Annotated in this window: 11 protein-coding genes and 2 tRNA genes; 11 read left to right on the top strand and 2 right to left on the bottom strand. The window is 56.9% G+C overall.

Features of this window, described 5'->3' with window-relative positions; genetic code table 11:
• Positions 1 to 53 precede the first annotated feature (53 nt).
• The 5 genes from H3U90_RS01940 (at position 54) to H3U90_RS08265 (ending at position 16,199) form a co-directional block, all read left to right on the top strand.
• Positions 54 to 3,008, top strand: a complete 2,955-nt coding sequence (locus H3U90_RS01940; protein WP_198176831.1) for a hypothetical protein — start codon at positions 54 to 56, stop codon at positions 3,006 to 3,008.
• Between the two features lie 435 nt (positions 3,009 to 3,443).
• Positions 3,444 to 6,305 (top strand): hypothetical protein, encoded by a 2,862-nt coding sequence (locus tag H3U90_RS01935; protein ID WP_332460573.1) that lies wholly within the window; start codon positions 3,444 to 3,446, stop codon positions 6,303 to 6,305.
• A 431-nt stretch (positions 6,306 to 6,736) separates the two neighbouring features.
• On the top strand, positions 6,737 to 9,598 hold the full coding sequence (locus tag H3U90_RS01930; protein WP_332460572.1) for a hypothetical protein: 2,862 nt from the start codon (positions 6,737 to 6,739) through the stop codon (positions 9,596 to 9,598).
• 312 nt (positions 9,599 to 9,910) lie between these two features.
• Positions 9,911 to 12,841 carry a hypothetical protein gene (locus tag H3U90_RS01925; RefSeq protein WP_332460571.1) on the top strand — a complete coding sequence of 977 codons (2,931 nt, stop codon included), beginning with the start codon at positions 9,911 to 9,913 and terminating at the stop codon, positions 12,839 to 12,841.
• A gap of 1,516 nt (positions 12,842 to 14,357) precedes the next feature.
• Positions 14,358 to 16,199, top strand: coding sequence for a hypothetical protein (locus H3U90_RS08265; protein ID WP_232341291.1), 1,842 nt, complete (start codon positions 14,358 to 14,360; stop codon positions 16,197 to 16,199).
• 53 nt (positions 16,200 to 16,252) lie between these two features.
• Here the strand turns inward: H3U90_RS08265 and H3U90_RS01915 are convergent.
• Together H3U90_RS01915 and H3U90_RS01910 are read right to left on the bottom strand one after the other, a co-directional pair.
• A tRNA-Leu gene (locus H3U90_RS01915) sits at positions 16,253 to 16,333 on the bottom strand.
• A gap of 40 nt (positions 16,334 to 16,373) precedes the next feature.
• Positions 16,374 to 16,446 (bottom strand) — tRNA-Thr (locus tag H3U90_RS01910).
• Between the two features lie 122 nt (positions 16,447 to 16,568).
• Between H3U90_RS01910 and H3U90_RS01905 the strand changes: the two genes are divergently transcribed.
• The 6 genes from H3U90_RS01905 to H3U90_RS01880 all read left to right on the top strand — a co-directional run bounded on the left by H3U90_RS01905 (position 16,569) and on the right by H3U90_RS01880 (position 22,899).
• Positions 16,569 to 17,693, top strand: coding sequence for a mannose-1-phosphate guanylyltransferase (locus H3U90_RS01905; protein ID WP_198176826.1), 1,125 nt, complete (start codon positions 16,569 to 16,571; stop codon positions 17,691 to 17,693).
• Between the two features lie 129 nt (positions 17,694 to 17,822).
• A complete protein-coding gene (gene pgi, locus H3U90_RS01900) occupies positions 17,823 to 19,520 on the top strand; it encodes a glucose-6-phosphate isomerase (RefSeq protein ID WP_198176825.1) in 1,698 nt (565 codons plus the stop codon).
• A 222-nt stretch (positions 19,521 to 19,742) separates the two neighbouring features.
• Positions 19,743 to 20,114, top strand: a complete 372-nt coding sequence (gene rplS, locus H3U90_RS01895) for a 50S ribosomal protein L19 (RefSeq protein ID WP_024627419.1) — start codon at positions 19,743 to 19,745, stop codon at positions 20,112 to 20,114.
• Positions 20,115 to 20,259: 145 nt separating this feature from the next.
• Complete coding sequence (gene lepB / locus H3U90_RS01890) at positions 20,260 to 21,024, top strand: signal peptidase I (RefSeq protein ID WP_198176824.1); 765 nt, start codon at positions 20,260 to 20,262, stop codon at positions 21,022 to 21,024.
• A gap of 7 nt (positions 21,025 to 21,031) precedes the next feature.
• The gene (locus tag H3U90_RS01885; protein ID WP_198176823.1) at positions 21,032 to 21,739 is read left to right on the top strand and encodes a ribonuclease HII; all 708 of its coding nucleotides are present in this window, start codon (positions 21,032 to 21,034) and stop codon (positions 21,737 to 21,739) included.
• 38 nt (positions 21,740 to 21,777) lie between these two features.
• Positions 21,778 to 22,899, top strand: a complete 1,122-nt coding sequence (locus H3U90_RS01880; RefSeq protein WP_232340519.1) for a LacI family DNA-binding transcriptional regulator — start codon at positions 21,778 to 21,780, stop codon at positions 22,897 to 22,899.
• The last annotated feature ends 6 nt before the right edge of the window (positions 22,900 to 22,905 follow it).

Raw genomic sequence — 22,905 nt, 5'->3', positions numbered from 1 at the left:
ACAGTCGGCGTTATTGGGGACAACTTAAAAGCAAAGTCGATCTGTTCTAGCAGATGATTCCATCGGGATTTGGGGGTTTCGTATTGAAGCGATTGCAAGAACGGAACAATAAGGGATCACTGCACGTGAACCGTTCGATCATCGCCATTCTGATAACCCTTCTGGCGACGCTGGCCATGGTTGTTCCGCTTGGGTTGAGCGCTCTTTCGGCCAGTCAGGCCAATGCCATCGATGGACAGGACGAGACGGCGAGCAGGAAGCCTCTGCTCTATAGGATGTTGGCCTTCAACGACAAGATTGATTCCTGGCAGGATGAGCTGCGCATGGACTTCATCCTGCGCGTGAAACACAACGAGTTCAAGCCGGATTGCGTCGACCTCGGTAAGTCGGACACCGGTGGCAAGGCGAAATGTAATTTATCTTTTATATATCAGTATGTAGGTTCTGATAACCCTGCAGATTACTATCGGATAAGGTATATAAATAGTATAACTCCAGATAATTATCTTGAAAATAACAAAAACGGGCATACATATGATGGAGCTGTATCATGGGCTGGGAATCATGTGGAGCGTTTTACGGTTCATAAGATAATCAATTCAGGTTTATATGACTACTTGGCCGTATCCATCGAGGGTGATATGAACATTGCGGATAAGTCTACTGATCCCGCAAAATTTGTGGCTGGTGGTCACCCTGAGCCCTTGAATGTCTTTGCAGTCGTTGGTGAACAGAATGATGCCCTGTCTTGTGGCAGCTCTTCGTGGGCATGGGGTACCAACACCTGCTCAACTTTCGATCCGGCCTCCATGAGCAACTTGCAGGACAGATCTTCAAATATCACCGCGAGTTTATCGAAGGATAAACAGATGAAAGTGTATATGGGTAACTGCTTGGGTAGCGGAGGAGACGACCTGAAATGCAGCGGCCCATATTCTTGGGTTGGATGGGATTATTGGCCACAACTTTATAACATGTACCAGGCCAACTGGGGTATGGTGACCGATTATGGTTTTCCGGCTTATAGCGATGGTACGGTTGGAAAAATAAATGCCACAGCCCCGGGCACGGCTCCGGCACGGTCTTTCTTCGTGTATTGGATGAACTTGCGTGGTCCAGGCAACAAAACCAATGGCATATGTTCTGAGACCAGTTCCTATTATTATCAGTGGGTGGCTCTTAAGGACAGCCAGTGGGTGCCTGTCAAGGAGTTGACCCCTGAGCCGGTCCTGGTGACAGGCCAGCAGCCGAGTCCCAACACTTTGACTACCACCTACGGACTGCAGGGCATGGTCAATACCAATGCCGCTTACAACGTCAATCCGGCCGACCCAAAGTATGCAAATACCACCAACGTGCTTTTTGCGACTGATAAGGATGGCAATCCTATGCCTGCTCAGAAAGCTGATGGCGGAATTGATTTCAAGGAGGCCAAGGAGAAGCAGGACCTTGACGGCTATTTCAAACTGGTGACCTGGCCTGACACCAGGAATTCTGATGGCACGGAATGCACAGCCGTCAGCCCTGAGGTGTACAGCCCTAAGAGTGCTGGTCTTGTGGGAATCGACGATAACATGTCCGCCGTGCAGAAGGATACGAATCTCTCTGCGGGTTGGACGATTGATACTGCTTTTTATAAGTACGATGTGCCTCGTCCTAAGGATCCGACGATCACCAAGATCGAGAATGATGGGGATGCCGGTTTGGATGCTTCGGGGAGCGTGTATACCTCGAAGCTTGATCCGGTGATCAGTGGTGAGTGCACACCTTCCAAGGATGACAAGCATCCCAACACGGTTGTTCTGTATGGAGAGGATCCCACCAATCCGATAGCGGAGGGGCAGGACGCGAATGGGGATGACCTGGTGAAAAGCTCGGACACGTGGGGGTTCAGACTGGGCGAGGCTGTGTGCGAGGCTGACACTGGCAGCAAGCAGGGAGGGTCCTGGTGGATACAGGACACCAATAAGCAGTATCCGTCGCCGGATCCCGGCAATAAGTACAACAGCTACAGGCGCTATCACGCCTGGGTGGTTGAGTCCACGTCAGGGTTCGGCCTGACCTCCTACTTCTCGAATGTTGGCACGGCTTATTTCGTCTCGGGCGAGAACGTGCCGGATGCGGCCAAGTTCTCGGTGGCGGTGCCCCATACGGTCAACGGGAGCCTGCCGGCAGGTTCGGTGGTCACGTTCAAGGGTGAGGTGTCGCCTGTGTATACGGCCTGGTCCTCGGGGAAGTTGGGGATGACTGATTCGAGGATGGTCGTTTCGATGAAGCAGAAGACCGCGTCGGGTTGGACGCCCTTGCTGACCACTCCGGCCAACACCTTCCAGAGGGATGCGGCAGTCGGCACCACGCCTTCCGTCACGGATTCTACGACAGGTCTCGTGCTGAGCCTGACCAAGACGGCGGCTTCCACCTGGTCCTGGTCGCTGAATATTCCTGCCGGCAGGTTCACCGGCTACAACGGCGACGACGAAACGCAGACTTATACCTTCCGGGTTGAGATGATCAATCCAATGAACATTCATTCAGACCCGGCGTCCATAGATCGGAAGGTCGACATGACGCCCACGGCGTTGACTTTGGAGCGGTACGACGTCTTCCAGATAGCGGGCAAAGCCTACAAGTATGTGAATGGGGATACGAAGGTTCCCGAGACCAAGGGGACCGTGGTCCATATAACCTGGCCCGGCAATAGCAGTGCGGATGTCGTTGTTGGAGACAATGGTTCATGGCAGGCGGTTCCTCCTGAGGGCATCAATCAGGGTGAGTTCTCTGCTCAGGTGCTCTCAGATGACGCTGAAGGCCCTGACGCGCAGGGCAGGTTCCAGGGTGGAAACCAGTCGGCCCCGGTGTCGCATGAGCTGGAGTTCCGTCCTTCCAACTCGGCTTTGCCGCTGACCGGCGGATGGCCGCTTTCGGTGCTCAAGATCCTGTCGCTTATAGCGTTGGGTCTGGTCGGCTTCGTGGCCTGCCTGAGGAACAGGCAGGAAAGTAGGCGCTGACCCCGGCAACATTAGATAGGGCCTGCCCTCATCCTTCCAATTCCATGGAGATGAGGACAGGCCCTGTTTTTTTTTTTAAAAAAATTCCTGTGTCGCTGCCAAAGCAGCATCCGCCCATAACTCAGACTGGCCTGGCAAAAGACAATGTATAGCTTCTCGTCAGCTAGGTTGCTGGGCCTGCCGGGTCCAAGACCGTGGACGGCCGCAAAACACCCTATCCTAATCCCGGATCATGCCTTCTACCTCTGTACGCTTTGAAGTCGTAATGGAAAAATGAAGATGCATTGTTGTGCTCTATGTGCAGTTGTCTTAATTGGGGATAAGTCAAAAGCGGAGTTGATCTGTTCTATCTGGTCTGGAGCATGATTTCATTGTGGTTTGGGGGGTATTGTATTGAGGCGTTTGCAAGAACAGAACAACAAGGGTTCACAGCACGTGAGCCGTCCGATTATCGTCGTTCTGGTAACCCTTCTGGCGACACTGGCCATGGTTGTTCCGCTGGGGCTGAGCGCGCTTTCGGCTGGTCAGGCCAATGCCATTGATGGACAGGATGAGACGGCCAGCAGGAAGCCGCTGCTCTATAGGATGTTGGGCTACAACAACAAGCTTGATTCCTACCAGGATGAGCTGCGAATGGACTTCATCCTGCGGGTAAAACACAAGGAGTTTGATCCCTCTTGCGCCAATAGTACCGGTGGTGCCGATACCAAGGGCAATTGCAATTTGGCCTTTGCCTATCAGTACAAGGGCTCAGAATATCCAGCATATTATCGCAGGATAAAGTATCTGAACACCATAGCTTCAGCGTCATCCTCGGATCAGCCCTGGTCCGGAGCCTACAAGTGGGCACAAAACCGTGATGAGTACTTCACCGTGCACACGATAATCAATTCCGGTTTATATGATTATCTGACCATTTCCATTGAGGGTGATCTGGCGCTTAAGAATTCTGCCGATGCATCATATTATCAGCCTGGTGGGGCCAACGAGCCGGTGAATATCTATGCGGTTGTTGGACAGCAGAAAGGGACGCTATCCTGCCTTGTTCCTGGTAGTTCATGGAATTGGGTCGCAGGAATCAATGACTGTGCCACTTTTAACCCTGACACCATGATTAATGCGCCGGACAGGGTATCCAACATTACCTCAACTTTAACGGCAGATGGCAAGAACTTCACCCTGTATATGCAGACATGCCTGGGCACGGGTGCTGATCTTCAGTGCAGCGGCCCGTATTCCTGGGTTGGCTGGGATGGCAATCCCTTACTTTATGGAGGCAGTCAGTCCAACTGGGGCATGGTGACCGACTACGGTTTTCCTGATTACAATAGCCTTACTCTTGGGAAAATGCCGGGTTCTGATCCGGGCGTAGCTCCGCCCCGCTCTTTCTTCGCGTACTGGCTGAATGTGCGTGGCAGCACTATCTATAACCCTGATGGCATATGTTCTGAGACCAATTCGTATTATTACCAGTGGGTGGCTCTGAAGGATGGCCAGTGGGTGCCTGTTGATGAGCTGACCCCCGAGCCGGTCCTGGTGACCGGCCAGCAGCCGTCTCCCAATTCGTTGACTACCACGGTAGGCGCGGAAGTCCAAGCTAGTAGGTATTCGGCTTTCAACTTGCCCAAACAGCCGGATAATCCTAATGAGATGTTTGCCACTGACAAGGATGGCCAGCCTATGCCTGCTCAGAAGGCTGACGGCTCCATTAATTTCAAGGAGGCCAAGGCAAAGCAGGGTCTTGACGGTTACTTCAAGATGGTCACCTGGCCTGTCACCACGAACCGGGATGGCAGCGCTTGTACCGTCAGCCCTGAAGTGTACAACCCTGATCAAAAGGGCCTCGTCGGGATACGTGACGGCATGAACAGCTCGGATATAGAACGAAACCTGTCTGCTGGTTGGACGATTAATAGTGCTTTTTACAAGTATGATGTGCCTCGCCCTAAGGATCCGACGATCACCAACATCGAGAATGATGCAGATGGCAGCTTGGATGCTTCGGGGAGCGTGTATACCTCGAAGCTTGATCCGGTGATCAGTGGTGAGTGCACGCCCTCCAAGGGTGCCGCGCATCCCAACAAGGTTGTTCTCTATGGGGAGGATCCCGCCAATCCCATCAGTGACGGGCAGAGCCAGAACGGCGGGGACCTGGTGAAGACCGCGGACACGTGGGGGTTCAAGCTTGGTGAAGTTGAGTGCAAGGTCGATCCCAAGAGCAAGCAGGGAGGGTCCTGGCAGATACAGGACACCAACAAGCAGTATCCTTCGCCGGATCCAGGCAACAAGTATGACGGCTACAGGCGTTATCATGCCTGGGAGATTGAAACAACCTCTGGGTTCGGCTTGACCTCCTTCTTCTCGAATGTCGGGACGGCCTATTTCGTCTCGGGGGAGAACGTGCCAGATGCCAGCAAGTTCTCGGTCACGGTGCCCCATACGGTCAACGGGAGCCTGCCGGCGGGTTCGGCGGTCACGTTCAAGGGTGTGGCATCTCCTGTGTATACGGCCTGGTCGTCGGGGAAGCTGGGGATGACCGATTCGAAGATGGCCATTTCCATGAAGCAGAACACCGCCTCGGACTGGACCAGCCTGCTGACTACTCCGGCCAACACTTTCCAGAGGGATGCGGCGGTCAATACTCCGTCAGCTGTCACGGATTCCACGACGGGCCTCACGCTTAGCTTGACCAAGACGGCGGATTCCAATTGGTCGTGGTCGCTGAACATCCCTGCCGACAAATTCAGCGGTTACAACGGCGGCGATGAGACTCAGATGTATGACTTTCAGGTTGAGATGATCAACCCGATGAACATTCGTTCGGGCCCGGCGTCCATCGAGCGGAAGGTCGACATGACGCCCACCACGCTGACCTTGGAGCGGTACGACGTCTTCCAGGTGGCTGGCAAAGCCTACAAGTATGTGGACGGGGACACGAAGGTCCCCGAGACCAAGGGGACCGTGGTGCATGTGACTTGGCCTGACAATACTGGCACGGATGTGACTGTTGGTGATCAGGGCTTGTGGCAGGCGGTTCCTCCTGAGGGCGTCAATCAGGGGGAGTTCACTGCTCAGGTGCTTTCCGATGATGCCGAGAGCGCTGACCCCAAGGGCGGGTTCCAGGGCGGCAATCAGTCGGCTTCGGTGTCGCATGCGTTGGAGTTCCGTCCTTCCAACTCGGCTTTGCCGCTGACCGGCGGATGGCCGCTTTCGGTGCTCAGGATCCTGTCGCTTATGGCGTTGGGCCTGGTCGGCTTTGTGGCCTGCCTGAGGAACAAGCAGGAAAGCCGCCACTGACCCCGGCAGCATAAGGCAGGGCCTGTCCCCACCTGCAAGCAATTTGGCAGATGAGGGCAGGTCCTGCTTTTTAAAAAATCCCCATGCTGTTGCCGTTGCCAAAGCAGCATCCGCCCCAATCCGGACCAGCCTGAAAGAAGACAACATATTGCTTCTCGCCAGCTGGGTGCTGGGCCTGTCGGGGTCAAGAACTTGAACGGCCGCAAAACACCCGACTTGAATCCCAGATTTCACCCTTCATTTCTGTAGCCTTGAAAAGGCAAAGAAAAATTTAGACGCATTGTTGTGCTCTATGCGCAGTTGCCTTAATTGGGGGTAAGTCAAAAGCAGAGTTGATCTGTTCTATCTGGTCTGGAGCATGATTTCATTGTGATCTGGGGGGTATTGTATTGAAGCGTTTGCAAGAACGGAGCGCTAAGGGTTCACAAGGTGTGAGCCGTCCGATCATCGCCGTTCTGGTAACCCTTCTGGTGACGTTGGCTATGGTTGTTCCGCTGGGGCTGAGCGCTCTTTCGGCCAACCAAGCCAACGCCATCGATGGACAGGACGAGACGGCCAGCAGGAAGCCGCTGCTCTATAGGATGTTGGGCTACAACAACAAGCTTGATTCCTACCAGGATGAGCTGCGCATGGACTTCATCCTGCGGGTGAAACACAAGGAGTTTGATCCCTCTTGCGCCGATGGTACCAAGGGTGCCGATACCAAGGGCAATTGCAATTTGGCCTTTGTCTATCAGTACAAGGGTTCAGATGACACTTCCTTTTATCGCAGGATAAAGTATCTGAACACCATAGCTTCAGCGTCATCCTCGGATCAGCCCTGGTCCGGAGCCTACAAGTGGGCACAAAACCAAGATGAGTACTTCACTGTGCACACGATAATCAACTCCGGTTTATATGACTATCTGACCATTTCCATCGAGGGTGATCTGGCGCTTAAGAATTCTGCCGATGCATCATATTATCAGCCTGGTGGGGCCAGCGAGCCGGTGAATATCTACGCGGTTGTTGGTAAACAGGACGACGCCCTATCCTGCCTTCGTCCCGGTAGTCCATGGAGCTGGAGCACCGGAATCGATAATTGTCGCAATTTTGTACCTGACACCATGATCAATGCGCCGGATAGGGTATCCAACATTACTTCAGCCTTGACGGCCAACGGCAAGAACTTCACCCTGTATATGCAAGAATGCCTGGGCACGGGTGCTGATCTTCAGTGCAGCGGCCCGTATTCCTGGGTTGGTTGGGACAGCAACCCAAATCTCTATGGAAACAATCAGGCCAACTGGGGCATGGTGACGGATTATGGTTTCCCTGACTACAAGAGTAATGCTACTGGGGCCATTGCCGGCACTGCTCCGGGCACAGCTCCGGCGCGGTCGTTCTTCGTGTACTGGCTCAATGTGCGTGGCAGTACCAAAGCTAACCCTGATGGCATATGTTCTGAGACCAATTCGTATTATTACCAGTGGGTGGCTCTGAAGGATAGCGAGTGGGTGCCTGTTGATGAGCTGACCCCCGAGCCGGTCCTGGTGACCGGCCAGCAGCCGTCTCCCAATACGGCGACTACCACGACCAGCAAGGCGGCCCAAGTCAGTAAGTATTCGGCTTTCAACTTGCCCAAACAGCCGGATAATCCCAATGAGATGTTTGCCACTGACAAGGATGGCCAGCCTATGCCTGCTCAGAAGGCTGACGGCGGGATTGATTTCAAGGAGGCCAAGGAGAAGCAGGATCTTGACGGTTACTTCAAGATGGTCACCTGGCCTGTTACCACCAATCGGGATGGCAGCGCTTGTACCGTCAGCCCTGAAGTGTACAACCCTGATCAAAAGGGCCTCGTCGGGATACGTGACGGCATGAACAGCTCGGATATAGAACGAAATATTTCAGCGGGCTGGACGATTAACAGTGCCTTCTATAAGTATGATGTGCCTCGTCCCGATGATCCGACGATCACCAAGATCGAAAATGACGCCGACAGTGCTTTGGATGCTTCGGGGAGTGTGTATACGTCGAAGCTTGATCCGGTGATCAGTGGTGAGTGCACGCCTTCTAAGGATCCTGCGCGTCCCAACAAGGTCGTTCTCTACGGCGAGGATCCCAATAATCCGATTGCGGAGGGGCAGGGCGCGAATGGCGATGACCTGGTGAAAGCCGCGGACACGTGGGGGTTCTGGTTGGGTGAAGTTGAGTGCAAGGTCGACACCGGTAGCAAGCAGGGGGGTTCCTGGCGGATACACGACACGAACAAGCTGTATCCGTCCCCGGATCCGGGCAACAAGTACAGCGGCTACAGACGTTATCATGCCTGGGTGATCGAGTCTATCTCCGGATTCGGCTTGACCTCCTTCTTCTCGAACGTTGGGACGGCCTATTTCGTCTCGGGGGAGAACGTGCCAGATGCCAGCAAGTTCTCGGTCACGGTGCCCCATACGGTCAACGGGAGCCTGCCGGAGGACTCGGTCGTCGTGTTCAAGGGTGAGGTGTCGCCTGTATATACTGCCTGGTCCTCGGGAGCACTAGGGATGACGGATTCAAGGATGGCTGTTTCGATGAAGCAGAAGACCGCCTCGGACTGGACGGCCTTGGCTACTACTCCGGCCAACACCTTCCTACGGGACGCGGCGGCCGGCACCCCTTCTTCCGTCTCGGATTCCACGACGGGCCTCACGCTTAGCTTGACCAAGATAGCAGCTTCCACCTGGTCCTGGACGCTGAACATCCCTGCTGACAAATTCAGCGGTTACAACGGCAGTGACGAGACACAGATGTATGATTTCCGCGTTGAAATGGTCAATCCGGTGAACATCCGTTCGGCCCCGGCGTCCATCGAGCGGAAGGTCGACATGACACCCACCACGCTGGTCCTGGAACGGTACGACGTCTTCCAGGTGGCAGGGAAAGCCTACAAGTATGTGGACGGGGATACGAAGGTTCCCGAGGCCAAGGGGACTATGGTGCATATAGCCTGGCCCGGCGGCAGCGGCACGGATGTCGTTGTGGGGGACGAAGGTTCGTGGCAGGCGACTCCGCCTGAGGGGATCAACCAGGGGCAGTTCTCTGCTCAGGTGCATTCCGATGATGCCGAGGGCCCTGATGCCCAAGGCAGGTTCCAGGGCGGGAATCAGTCGGCCCCGGTGTCGCACACGCTGGAGTTCCGGCCTTCCAACTCGGCTTTGCCTCTGACCGGCGGATGGCCGCTTTCGGTGCTCAAGATCATGCTGCTGATGGCCCTGGGCCTGGCTGGCTTTGTGGCTTGTCTGAGGAACAAGCAGGAAAGCCGGCACTGAACCAGGACATAAGACAGGTCCCCCCACCCCACGGAGTTGAGAGGATGGGTGGGGTCCTGCCGTTGCCCAACCGACCTCATTACCCATGCAGACAGTCCTTAGTCAAGATGGTGGACGGCCGCGAAACACCCTATCTGAATCCCAGATCACGCTTTCAGCCTCGGTACTCTTAAAGCATGTAAGGGGAAGAGAAGATGCCATAAATGAGGATGTAGCACTTGTGCTCTAGGGTTTCGTGGCCTGCACCGGGGACCAATCAAGCGTGCAGTCCATCTGATTCTGGAGATGGTTGCATTGAGGTGTGGGGGTAACGTGTTGAACCGATTGCAAGAACAGGGCAATAAGGGTCCACGGCATGTGGATCGCCCCATAGTTGCTCTTTTGATAACCCTTCTGGCGACCCTGGCCATGGTTGTTCCGCTCGGGCTCAGCGCTCTGTCGGCAAACCAAGCCAATGCCATCGCTGGTCAAGGCGAGACAGCTAGCAGGAAGCCGCTGCTCTATAAGATGCTTGGTTACAACGACAAGATTGATTCCTGGCAGGATGAGCTGCGCATGGATTTCATCTTGCGTGTGAGGCACAACGATTTCAATCCTAATTGCGCCAATGCTACCAACGGTGCTGATACCCAGGGCACTTGTAATTTATCCTTTGTATATCCGTTCTGGGGTTCGCAGAATAAAACCTGGTATCGCAGGATAAAGTATTTGAACACTATAGCTTCAGCATCGTCTACGAGTAAGCCTTGGTCTGGAGCCTACAAGTGGGCGCAAAATAGAGAAGAATACTTCACAGTACATAAGATAATAAATTCTGGTTTATATGACTACCTTGCCATTTCCCTTGAAGGCGATTTGAACCTCAGGGATAGTTCCTCAGATTCTTCATACTATAAAGCTGGTGGTACAAGCGAGCCCTTAAATGTCTTCGCGGTCGTTGGCCAACAGCAGGGAGCGCTGTCGTGTGGTAGCCCCGGTTCTCCGTGGAATTGGAATTCCGGAGTTGATGAGTGTGGCAGTTTCGATTCTAAAACCATGATTAATACGCCGGACAGGGTGTCGAATATTACCGAATCTTTAACGGCGAACGGCAAGAACTTCAAGCTGTATATGGGGGACTGCCTAGGCTCGGATGCTAATCTTCAATGCAGCGGGCCATACTCTTGGATCGGATGGGATGACCAGCCGAAGCTCTACGGTGGGAATCAAGCTAACTGGGGCATGGTGACCGATTATGGCTTTCCCGCCTATTCTGACGTTGATAATGGAAACATTGTTGGAAATGTCAACGGTACTCAACCAGGGGTGGCACCGGCCCGCTCTTTCTTCGTGTACTGGGAAAACCCTCGTGGAGGCAATATCGGCAAGGGTATTTGCTCCGAGACCACCTCATATTACTATCAATGGGTAGGTCTCAAAAACAACACCCAATGGGTGCCTGTCGATGATCTGACTCCTGAGCCGATCTTGGTGGAGGGTCAGAAGCCAAGCCCGAACACACTGACATCCACTTATTGGACCCAAGGAATAGTCGACGATAATGCGGCGTTCAATTTGCCTAAAAAACCGAGTAATCCCAATGAGATGTTTGCCACGGACAAGAACGGCCAGCCTATGCCCGCTCAGAATGCTGATGGCTCCATTGACTTCAAGAAGGCCAAGGAAGACCAGGGTCTGGACGGCTATTTCAAGCTGGTTACCTGGCCTGTGACCAAGAACCTGAATGACACCGGCACCGACAACAACTGCAACGTCAATCCCGAAGTATACAACCCAATGCGCAAGGGCCTCGCGGGCATCGATGATGGCATGTCTGACGCGAAGAAAGATGAGAACCTGACTGCAGGATGGACCATCGATACCGCCTTCTATAAGTATGATGTGCCTCGTCCCGATGATCCGACCATCACCAACATTCAGAATGACACCGATGGCTCATTGAATACCTCAGGAAGCGTCTATACTGGCAAGCTTGATCCGGTGGTCAGCGGTGAGTGCACTCCCTCCAAAGATGACACACATCCCAACACGGTTACCTTGTTCGGAGAGGATCCCGGCAATCCCTTCAAAGAGGGGCAGAGCAAGAGCAGTGACGATCTGGTGAAAAGCTCGGACTCCTGGGGGTTCAAGCTGGGAGAGACCGTATGCAAGGTCGATCCCAAGAGCAAGCAGGGAGGCTCCTGGCAGATACAGGACACCAATAAACAGTATCCGTCGCCGGATCCCGGCAACAAGTACAACGGTTACAGGCGCTATCATGCCTGGGTGACTGAGTCCGCCTCCGGGTTCGGCTTGACCTCCTTCTTCTCGAATATAGGCACAGCCTATTTCGTCTCCAACGAAAATGCTCCGGACGGCAAGCTCTCTGTCACAGTCCCCCATACGAAAAACGGTATTCTGCCGGCGAACTCGGTCGTCACTGTCAAGGGGACTGTTTCACCTATATATACAGCCTGGTCCTCGGGAGGGCTGGGGATGACTGATTCCAAGATGGCCGTTTCCATGAAGCAGAACACTGCTTCGGATTGGACGCCCTTGCTGACCACTCCGGCCAATACCTTCCAGAGGGATGCAGCAGTCGGCACCAAGTCTTCCGCCACGAACCCCACATCGGGCTCTGTGCTTAATATTGTCAAGACGACGGCTTCCACCTGGTCCTGGACCTTGAACATACCCGCTGACAGGTTCACCGGCTACAACGGTGATGACGAGACAGAGAAGTATACCTTCCAGGTCAAGATGATCAACCCTCTGAATGTCCCTTCGGATCCGGCTTCCATCAACCGGACGGTCGACATGACGCCAACTACTCTGGCCTTGCAGCGGTACGATGTCTTCCAAGTGGCGGGCAAGGCCTATAAGTATGTCAACGGCAACACTAGGGTTCCTGAGACCAAAGGCACCATGGTCCATATAACCTGGCCCGGCAATAGCAGCACCGATGTCGCCGTGGGGGATCAGGGTTCATGGCAGGCGACTCCTCCTGAGGGCATCAATCAGGGGCGATTCACCGCTCAGGTTGCCTCCGATGATGCCGAAAGCATTGATCCTCAAAGTGGCAACTTCAAGGGAGGAAACGAGTCAGCTGCGGTGTCGCATGAGCTGGAATTCCGGCCGTCTAATTCTGCCCTACCCTTCGCTGGAGGATGGCCGCTTTCCGTGCTCAAGATCCTGTTGATGCTGATACTGGGTCTGGCCGGCTTTGTGGCCTGCCTGAGGAACAGGCAGGAGAGCCGATACTGATTCTCCGTCGGGCATAAGGCAGGGTCTGTGCTCATCTCCAAGGAATTTGGGGGTGAGGGCAGGCCCTGCTTGTGTTTCCTGTGAATGAGATTGGACTCGTGCCCATACGTCTGAAGCCCACTGGTGGAAGAGTCGCTTGACAGAAACGAACTGTCGACCTTTCCATGACAAAGTGGCCTCCACCTCCAACCCAGACCAGCCAGATGAAGACCATAAACTGTTGCGCAATACCGGTCGTGACACACCCTATCGGAATCCCGGCTAATGGTTGCAATTCCAGTGCTCGTGGAGCATGTATGGAAAAAGCGAAGATGCTATTTTTTTATCTCTATGATAGAGTCGAAGCAATTGGGGACAGATTAAAAGAGCAAAGTCTAGCCATTTTAAAGCATGATTGTATCTTGATTTTGGGGGTATTGTATTGAAGCGATTACAGGAACGGAGCGTCAAGGGTCCGCAGCATGTCAGCCGTTCGATCATCGCCGTTCTGGTAACCCTTCTGGCGACTCTGGCTATGGTTGTTCCGTTGGGGCTGAGCGCCCTTTCGGCCAATCGGGCCAATGCCGTCGATGGACAGGACGAAACAGCCAGTAGAACACCGAAGCTCTATAGGATGATGGCCTTCAACGACAGGATCGATGCCTACCAGGATGAGCTGCGCATGGACTTCATACTGCGCGTAAAGCACAATGAATTTAAACCGGATTGCGTCGGTGTTGGTGGGACTGATACCAAAAATCCGTCACAATGCAATTTGTCTTTCATATATCAGTTTGTTGGTTCTGAAAATCCTGACTATTACAGACGCGTGCGGTATATGAACACTATTACCCCGGACGATTACGTAGACAGCAATAAAAATGCCAACGCTTATGATGGCGCCCTAGCCTGGGCCAGGAATCAGGATGAGTTCTTCACCGTTCACAAGATCATCAATTCTGGTTTGTATGACTACCTGACCATATCCATTGAGGGTGATATGAACATTAAGGATAAGTCTCCAGATCCCGCAAAATTTGCGGTTGGCGGTCACCCCGAGCCCTTGAATGTCTTTGCCATCGTTGGTGACCAGAATACCGCCCTGTCCTGCGGCAATTCTTCCTGGTCCTGGACAACCAATAACTGCACAAATTTCGATCCGGCTTCCATGAGTGATTTACAGGCTCAGGATAGATATTCAAATATCACAGCGAGCATGTCCCAGGATAAACAGATGAAAGTGTATATGGGTTACTGCTTGGACAGCAAAGAGGATATGAAGTGCAGTGGCCCGTATTCCTGGGTCGGTTGGGACTACAATCCAAATCTCTACCAAAACAATCAGGCTAATTGGGGCATGGTGACGGATTACGGTTTTCCTGATTATAAGAGCAATGTTACTGGGCCAATCGCCGGTACTGCTCCGGGCACAGCACCGGCACGGTCTTTCTTCGTATACTGGCTGAATCCGCGTGGCAGTACAAATGACAATCCTGATGGCATCTGTTCTGAGACCAATTCGTATTATTACCAGTGGGTGGCTCTGAAGGATAGCGAGTGGGTGCCGGTCAATGAGCTGACCCCCGAGCCGGTCCTGGTGACAGGCCAGCAGCCGTCTCCCAATACGGCGACTACCACGACCAGCAAGGCGGCCCAAGTCAGTAAGTATTCCGCTTTCAACGTGAGTCCAAAGGATCCTCAATATCTCGACAACCCCAACGTGCTGTTTGCCACTGACAAGGATGGCAATCCCATGCCTGCTCAGAAGGATGATGGCGGGATTGATTTCAAGGTGGCCAAGGAGAAGCAGGATCTTGATGGCTATTTCAAGATGGTCACCTGGCCTGTCACCACGAACCGGGATGGCAGCGCTTGCACCGTAAGTCCTGAAGTGTACGACCCCAAGAGCGCTGGTCTTGTAGGGATAAACGATGGTATGTCCGCCGTGGAGAAGGATACGAATATTTCTGCGGGCTGGACAATCAACAGTGCCTTCTATAAGTATGATGTGCCTCGCCCCGATGATCCTACGATCACCAAGATCGAGAATGACGCGGATGCCGGTTTGGATGCTTCTGGGAGCGTGTATACGACCAAGCTTGATCCGGTAATCAGCGGTGAGTGTACGCCCTCCAAGGATCCTGCGCGTCCCAACAAGGTCGTTCTCTACGGCGAGGATCCCAATAATCCTATTGCGGAGGGGCAGGGCACGAATGGCGATGACCTGGTGAAAAGCTCGGACACATGGGGATTCAGGTTGGGCGAAACCGCATGCGAGGTCGACACCGGTAGCAAGCAGGGGGGTTCCTGGCGGATACACGACACGAACAAGCTGTATCCGTCCCCGGATCCGGGCAACAAGTACAGCGGCTACAGACGTTATCATGCCTGGGTAACTGAGTCTATCTCCGGGTTCGGCCTGACCTCCTTCTTCTCGAATATCGGCACGGCTTATTTCGTCTCAGGCGAGAACGTCCCGGATGCGAGCAAGTTCTCGGTCACCGTGCCCCACACGGTAAATGGGAGTCTCCCTGCGGATTCGGTGGTCACATTCAAGGGTGAGGTGTCGCCTGTGTATACGGCCTGGTCCTCGGGAGGGCTGGGGATGACGGATTCCAGGATGGCTGTTTCCATGAAGCAGAATGCTGACTCGGACTGGACGCCCCTGGTGACCACCTCGGCCAACACCTTCCAGAGGGATGCGGCGGTCAGCACTGTGTCTTCCGTCGCGGATTCCGCGACAGGTCTTATGCTGGGCTTGACCAAAACGGCGGATTCCACCTGGTCCTGGTCGCTGGATATTCCTGCTGACAAGTTCGCTGGCTACAACGGCAGCGACGAGACGCAGACCTATACCTTCCAGGTTGAGATGATCAACCCGATGAACATCCGTTCGGGCTCGGCGTCCATCGAGCGGAAGGTCGACATGACGCCCACCACGCTGGCCTTGGAGCGGTACGACGTCTTCCAGGTGGCAGGGAAAGCCTATAAATATGTGGACGGGGATACGAAGGTTCCGGAGACCAAGGGGACCGTGGTCCATATAACCTGGCCCGGCAATGGCAATAGCAGCAGCACCGATGTCATTGTGGGGGACCAGGGTTCATGGCAGGCGACTCCGCCTGAGGGTGTCAACCAGGGTGAGTTTACTGCTCAGGTGCTTTCCGACGATGCCGAGGGTCCTGATGCGCAAGGCGGGTTCCAGGGCGGAAACCAGTCGGCCCCGGTGTCGCATGAGCTGGAGTTCCGTCCTTCCAACTCGGCTTTGCCGCTGACCGGCGGATGGCCGCTTTCGGTGCTCAGGATCCTGTCGCTTATGGCGTTGGGCCTGGTCGGCTTCGTGGCCTGCCTGAGGAACAGGCAGGAAAGCCGCCACTGAGCCGGGAAGCATCAGACAGGGCCTGTTCTTGCAGGCCCTGTTCTTAATTCCCGTGCGCGAGATGGGACTCGAACCCACACGTCCGAAGACACAGGAACCTAAATCCTGCGCGGCTACCATTACGCCACTCGCGCGTACGATATGCCCTGCCGTTGAAAGGGCAACTGGTGGAAGAGCCACTTGACAGAATCGAACTGTCGACCTTCTCATTACGAGTGAGACGCTCTGCCAACTGAGCTAAAGTGGCCTTCGCCTCCCGTCCGGACCTGCCGGAAGAAGACAACATGCTACATCATACTGGATGCGCGCGATAAAAACGCCTTGAGCTTCGGGCCAAGGGTGTACAAGCTTCTTGACACAATGGAGGGCATGGATCTCGATGATTTCTATGCCGTCATTCCGGCCGGTGGCGTGGGTACCCGGCTCTGGCCATTGAGCCGCCAGGACCGGCCCAAGTTCCTCTACGATCTGTTGGGATCAGGCAGAACAATGATCCAGGGCACCTTTGACCGGCTGTCCGGCATCTGCGGGGCCGACCATGTGGTCGTCTCCACTGGCCAGCGGCATGTGGACCAGGTGCGTCAGCAGCTTCCTGATCTGGCTGAGGACGCGCTCTTCGCCGAGCCTGTTCCTCGCGATTCCACGGCGGCCATTGCCCTGGCTACTGCTGTGCTGGCACAGCGGCACGGCGGGGAAATCATCGTGGGCTCCTTCGCCGCCGACCACGTCATACGAGACGACAAGGCATTCGCGGCCTCAGTGGGGCAGGCGGTGGCAGCGGCCCGAGCCGGTTATGTGACCACCATCGGTATCGCAGCATCCCGTCCCTCAACAGCTTTCGGCTACATCCACCAAGGCCCCTCCCTGGCCGATCGCATTCCCGGTGCCCCTGATGCCCGCCTGGTCAGCGAATTCGTCGAGAAACCGGATGCCTCCACGGCACAGGCCTACCTGTCCACAGGAGAGTATCGCTGGAATGCCGGCATGTTCGTCATGCAGGCGCAGGTGCTCCTGGACTGCCTTCGTCGTTACAAGCCGGAGCTCCACGCCGCCGTCATGGCCATCGCCCAGGTCTGGGATCAGGGCGGGCAGGCCCGTAGCCAGGCTATGGAGGAGCATTGGCCGGGCATCGAGAAGATTGCCTTTGACTATGCCGTGGCCGAGCCCCTATCGGCGGCCGGCGGCGTGGCGGTTGTTCCCGGGGGTTTCGATTGGGATGACATCGGCGACTTCAATTCAGTGGCGGGTCTGCTGCCGTCCTCCAACAGGCGCAACATCAAGATTCTTGGGGATGCCGACCGGGTCATGTATCTGGATTCCGCTGGAGACATGGTCGTGCCAGGCTCCGAACGCACGGTCGCCCTTCTCGGTGTGGATGACATGATTGTCGTCGACACTCCCGACGCGCTCCTGGTGGCCCCCCGGGCCCGCAGTCAGGAAGTCAAGGACATGGTGGCCAAGCTGGCCCAGTACGGCTGTGACGACATACTCTGAGAGCAATCCGGATCGGTTAAGAAGATTGACCGATTTTGTTGTCTTCTGTCTGCTTTTGTGAGTAGTTTGGGTTACAGAACCGGGTGCTCGTCAGACCGGGCATCACCTCATGAAAGGACCCGAACAACCATGGCCATCAATCCTCCAGTGGACGCTACCAGCACCAAGGCCTGGGCGGCCTTGCACCAGCACTTCGACGACATGCAGCGCCAGGGGATCGATCTGCGCGCATGGTTCGCCAAGGACCCCCAGCGCACCGAAAAGCTCAGCTTCGAGCTGGGTGATCTCTATATTGACCTGTCCAAGAACCTGATTCAGCCCGAGACCCTGTCCCTGCTGGCCCAGCTGGGCCGCGAGGTCGGCCTTGAGGAGCGGATCGAGGCCATGTTCAACGGCGAGCACATCAACAACACCGAAGACAGGGCCGTCCTGCATACAGCGCTGCGCCGCCCGGAGGAGGACCGCGGCCGGCTGATGGTGGACGGCCAGGATGTGGTGGGTGACGTCCGCGACACACTCAAGCGCATCTACGCCTTTGCCGACCAGGTCCGTTCGGGCAGCTGGACCGGTCTGACCGGCAAGCGGATCACCACTGTGGTCAACATCGGCATCGGCGGCTCCGACCTTGGCCCGGTCATGGCCTATGAGGCTCTCAAGCCTTATGCGGATGCCGGCATCAGCGCCCGCTACATCTCCAACATCGACCCCAACGATTTGGCCGAGAAGACGCGCGATCTGGATCCGGAGACCACGCTCTTCATCATCGTCTCCAAGACCTTCACCACCCTGGAGACCCTGACCAATGCCCGCCAGGCCCGCGCCTGGCTCCTGAAGAGCCTGGGGGAGCGTGGACTGCTGTCCAAGGACGGCGAGGACCTGTCGGCCGAGGCCATCCGCCGGCACTTCATCGCCGTCTCGACCGCCCTGGACAAGGTGCGCGACTTCGGCATCGATCCCGACAACGTCTTCGGCTTCTGGAACTGGGTCGGCGGCCGGTACTCGGTGGATTCCGCCGTGGGTACCTCCCTGGCCATCACCATCGGGCCCGAGCGCTTCGAAGAGTTCCTCAAGGGCTTCAACACTGTCGACCGCTACTTCCGCGCCACCCCTCTGGATCGGAACGTGGTGGCCCTGATGGGTCTGCTCAACGTCTGGTATGTCAACTTCTTCGGCGCCCACTCGCACGCCGTGCTGCCCTATGACCAGTATCTGCACCGCTTCCCGGCCTACCTGCAGCAGCTGACCATGGAGTCCAACGGCAAGTCCGTGCGCTGGGACGGCACCCCGGTGACCAGCCTGACCGGCGAAATCTTCTGGGGGGAGCCCGGCACCAACGGCCAGCACGCCTTCTACCAGCTGATCCACCAGGGCACCCGTCTGATCCCTGCCGACTTCATCGCCTTCGCCAACACTCCCAACCCGGCCAAGGACGGCGACCAGGACGTGCACGAGCTCTTCCTGGCCAACTTCCTGGCGCAGACCAAGGCATTGGCCTTCGGTAAGACCGCCGACGAGGTCCGAGCCGAGGGCACTCCGGAGGCCATCGTCCCTGCCCGGGTCTTCACCGGCAACCGGCCCACCACTTCCATCTTCGGTGATGCGCTGACCCCGGCCGCCCTGGGCGAGCTGATCGCCCTCTATGAGCACATCACGCTGACCGAGGGCACGGTCTGGGGCATTGATTCCTTTGACCAGTGGGGTGTTGAGCTGGGTAAGAAGCTGGCCCGCGAAATCACCCCGGCCATCTCCCGGGATGACCAGGCGCTGGCCGGGCAGGACCAGTCCACCAAGTCCCTGATCGCCTTCTACAGGGCCCACCGCCGCTGATGTCCGGCCGGGCCCTTGCAGGTCCGGCTCGTGGTATATTATTGGACAGTTGTTTGCCGGAAGGGTAGCTGCCGCATGGGCTCCCTTCCTTTCAGGTCCAGCCGGATGCTCCGGCGGATCGGCACCCCCGACGGCAGACCGTCGGGTTCCGTCCAGGATTGCATCCTTTGATGGTTGCGGTCCATGTCATGGGTCGATGTGCGGCGGCCATGGAGGAACAGCATGAACGCGATTCAGGAATTCGACGCCAGCCACATGAAGCCTGCGGAGCAGATCCCCGACTTCCGCCCCGGCGATACCGTTGAGGTCAACGTCAACATCACCGAGGGCAACAACTCCCGTATCCAGGCTTTCACGGGCGTGGTGATCGCCCGTCAGGGCTCCGGCGTGCGCGAGACCATCCTGGTGCGTAAGGTCAGCTTCGGCGTGGGTGTCGAGCGCCGCTTCCCTCTGCACTCCCCGCAGATTGACTCCATCAAGGTGCTGCGCCACGGTCGTGTCCGCCGCGCCAAGCTCTACTACCTGCGTGGTCTGCACGGCAAGGCCGCCCGCATCGTCGAGCGTCGCGACAACAAGGCCGAGTCCAACAAGTAGGTTTCGACAAGGGCGACCCAGCCCAGGCCTGGCCGCTAACACCCGGGATGCAATTCTCCCGGGTTTTTCCATGCTTGGGTGTGTACGCTATGAGGCATGCGGAACCTGTTTGTGTCAGGGTTCCGGCGGATGACAAGGAGTGGATATGGCCTTTCGGGATGAGGAAGCGACCTCGTCGGGACTCTGGTACCCGGACGGCAGACAGGCCACCTCAGCCCCGGTGCCGCCCCGTCATGCCTTTGACCGTCCCGGTGGACGCGGCTCCACCAAGAGCAGCCACCCGCGTCTGGGCGAGCGCGGTTTCCTGCCCGAGTTTCTGTTCGAGCTGGTCGCCCTCTTGGCCGTCGTTGCCGTCCTGCGCATATTTTTGTTCAGCATCTACGTCATCCCCTCCGGCTCCATGGAGAACACCCTTGGCATCGGGGACAGAATCCTGACCACTCACCGGCTGACCAGATCCATGGTGCCCCCCCGCCGAGGGGATGTGGTGGTTTTCACCGACCCTGCCAACTGGCTAGGTGAGGAGTCCAAACCCAGCTTCCGTGGCAGTCACCTGGTCAAACGCCTGATCGGCATGCCGGGCGACACGGTGGCCTGCAAGGGTCATGGCGCCCCGGTCACTGTCAATGGCGTCCCCCTGGATGAGAGCCCCTACCTGCGCCCAGGAGTGGAGCCCAGCGCCTTTGCCTTCAAGGTCAAGGTGGACCCTGGGTACGTCTTCGTCATGGGCGACAACCGCTCCAATTCCGCCGATTCCCGCCTGCACAAGGACGACGGCCACAACGGCCTGGTCCCCATGGACAACATCAAGGGCACCGCGTTGCTGACCTATTATCCGGTAGGCAGTTGGAAGCTGCTCAACAACCAGCACAAGGTTTTCGACGCTGTGCCCGAGCCGACGCAGGACTGAACCGGCTGTGAGGCGGATTCTGCCGACCCTGGCCAACGAGGCCGCCTTGGCTGACCACGGAGCTGAGTACGTGCTGGGCCTGGATGAGGTCGGTCGTGGAGCCCTGGCGGGTCCGGTCATGGTCGGCGTGGTGGCGGTCCGGTCCGCTGACCTGCCCCATTTGAAGGTCCCCGACGGGGTGGCTGATTCCAAGATGCTGACCCCTGCGCGCCGGCTGGCCATGTACCGTGACCTGGAGGACTGGGCTGCCGGCTGGGCGGTGGGGGCCTGCTCCAACCATGAGATCGACCAGTGGGGCATCGTCCATGCCCTGGGCATCGCCGCCCTGCGTGCATTGGCTGATTTGGAGCATGGGATGGACCTGGGGCCTGACCGCCGCCTGGCCGCCATCCTTGACGGCCCCCATGACTACATCACCCCGGCCGCCGACAGTTTTGACGCCCCCGACCTTCCGGTTCTGCCCAAGGTGTCCACCCAGGTCAAGGGCGACGCCCACTGTGCCAGTGTGGCCTGCGCAGCGGTCATCGCCAAGGTCACCCGTGACCGGCTCATGGTCCGGTTGGCCGCCTCCGATCCCGCCCTGGCCCCATACCAGTGGGAGCACAACAAGGGCTATGGGTCACCTGCGCACCTGGAGGCCATTCGCCGTCTGGGACCCAGCCGTCTGCACCGGGTCAGCTGGCATCTGCCCTCGTCCGGTCCCGGCAGGGGCTAATATCGGAACGGTCGACACGGCTATCGGAAGAAGGTCACATGCCCGCAGGCAACGGGGGCAGGTCACGGTCCAAGCGCCCCTCCATGTTCGAGGTTGCCCGGCTGGCCGGGGTCTCCCACCAGACTGTGTCCAGGGTCATCAACAATTCCAAGGACGTTTCCCCGGCCACCCGGATCAAGGTCCAGCAGGCCATCAGGAAGCTGGGCTACCGACCCAGCAATTCCGCGCGTGCCCTGGCATCCAGCCGCAGCCGGACCATCGGACTGGTGGCTGGCGGCGTCAGCCTCTTCGGGCCTGTCTCATCGATTACGGCCATCGAGACCGTGGCCCGTTCCCATGGTCTGTTCATGTCGGTCATGATGGTGGACGAGTCAGCTTGTACCCTTGCCGGATTCCAGGAGCTCTGCGGCACCTTCCTGGAGCAGAATGTGGATGCCTTCATTTTTCTGACGCCAACCGACACCATGTTCCAGGCCGCCTGCCAGGTCGAAGTCAGCCAGCCCAGGGTCATCGTCACCTCCACGCATGGCATCACCAGCGTCGAAGAGGCCCTGAGCCGCCGACGGGGTGATGGACGGATAGCCCTGACCGGAATCGACCAGTGGGGCGCCGTGCAGCGGCTGGCCCGGCTGCTGGTCTCCCGGGGCCATAGGCGGGTGCTCTATATGGCCGGTCCTGCACAGTGGCGGGACGCCTCCACTCGACTGGCTTCCTGGAAGGTGGCCTGCGCTCGCTGTCGCATACGAACGGCCGTGGTCCACGCCCGCAGCTGGGAGGCGGGGGAGTCCTACACGCTGATGAACCACCTGATCGATCAGCGGGGCATGAGCGGCACCTCCTTGCCCTCAGCCGTGGTCACCGCCAACGACAACCAGGCCGTGGGCGTTGCCCGGTCCCTGCAGGAGCACGGCATCCGCATTCCCAGTGACATCAGTCTGGTGGGCTTCGACGACGTACCCACTGTAGACAACATGTTTCCGCCGCTGGCCACGGTCCGTCCCCGCTTTGAGGATCTGGGTGTGGCCACCATGCGGCAGGTCCTGGCCCTGCTGCATCAGGGGCAGCCGGTGGACTTCCCCGTCACCCATCATGGTGTGGGGCTGATCCAGGCGGATGTGATTCAGCGTCGGTCCCTGGGCTACGCCGTCAAGCGCATCTGACCACCG

Origin of the sequence: Bifidobacterium sp. W8103, assembly GCF_016100775.1 — a bacterium.
Lineage (GTDB): Bacteria > Actinomycetota > Actinomycetes > Actinomycetales > Bifidobacteriaceae > Bombiscardovia > Bombiscardovia choladohabitans.
This window is presented reverse-complemented; position numbering and strand designations above follow the sequence as displayed.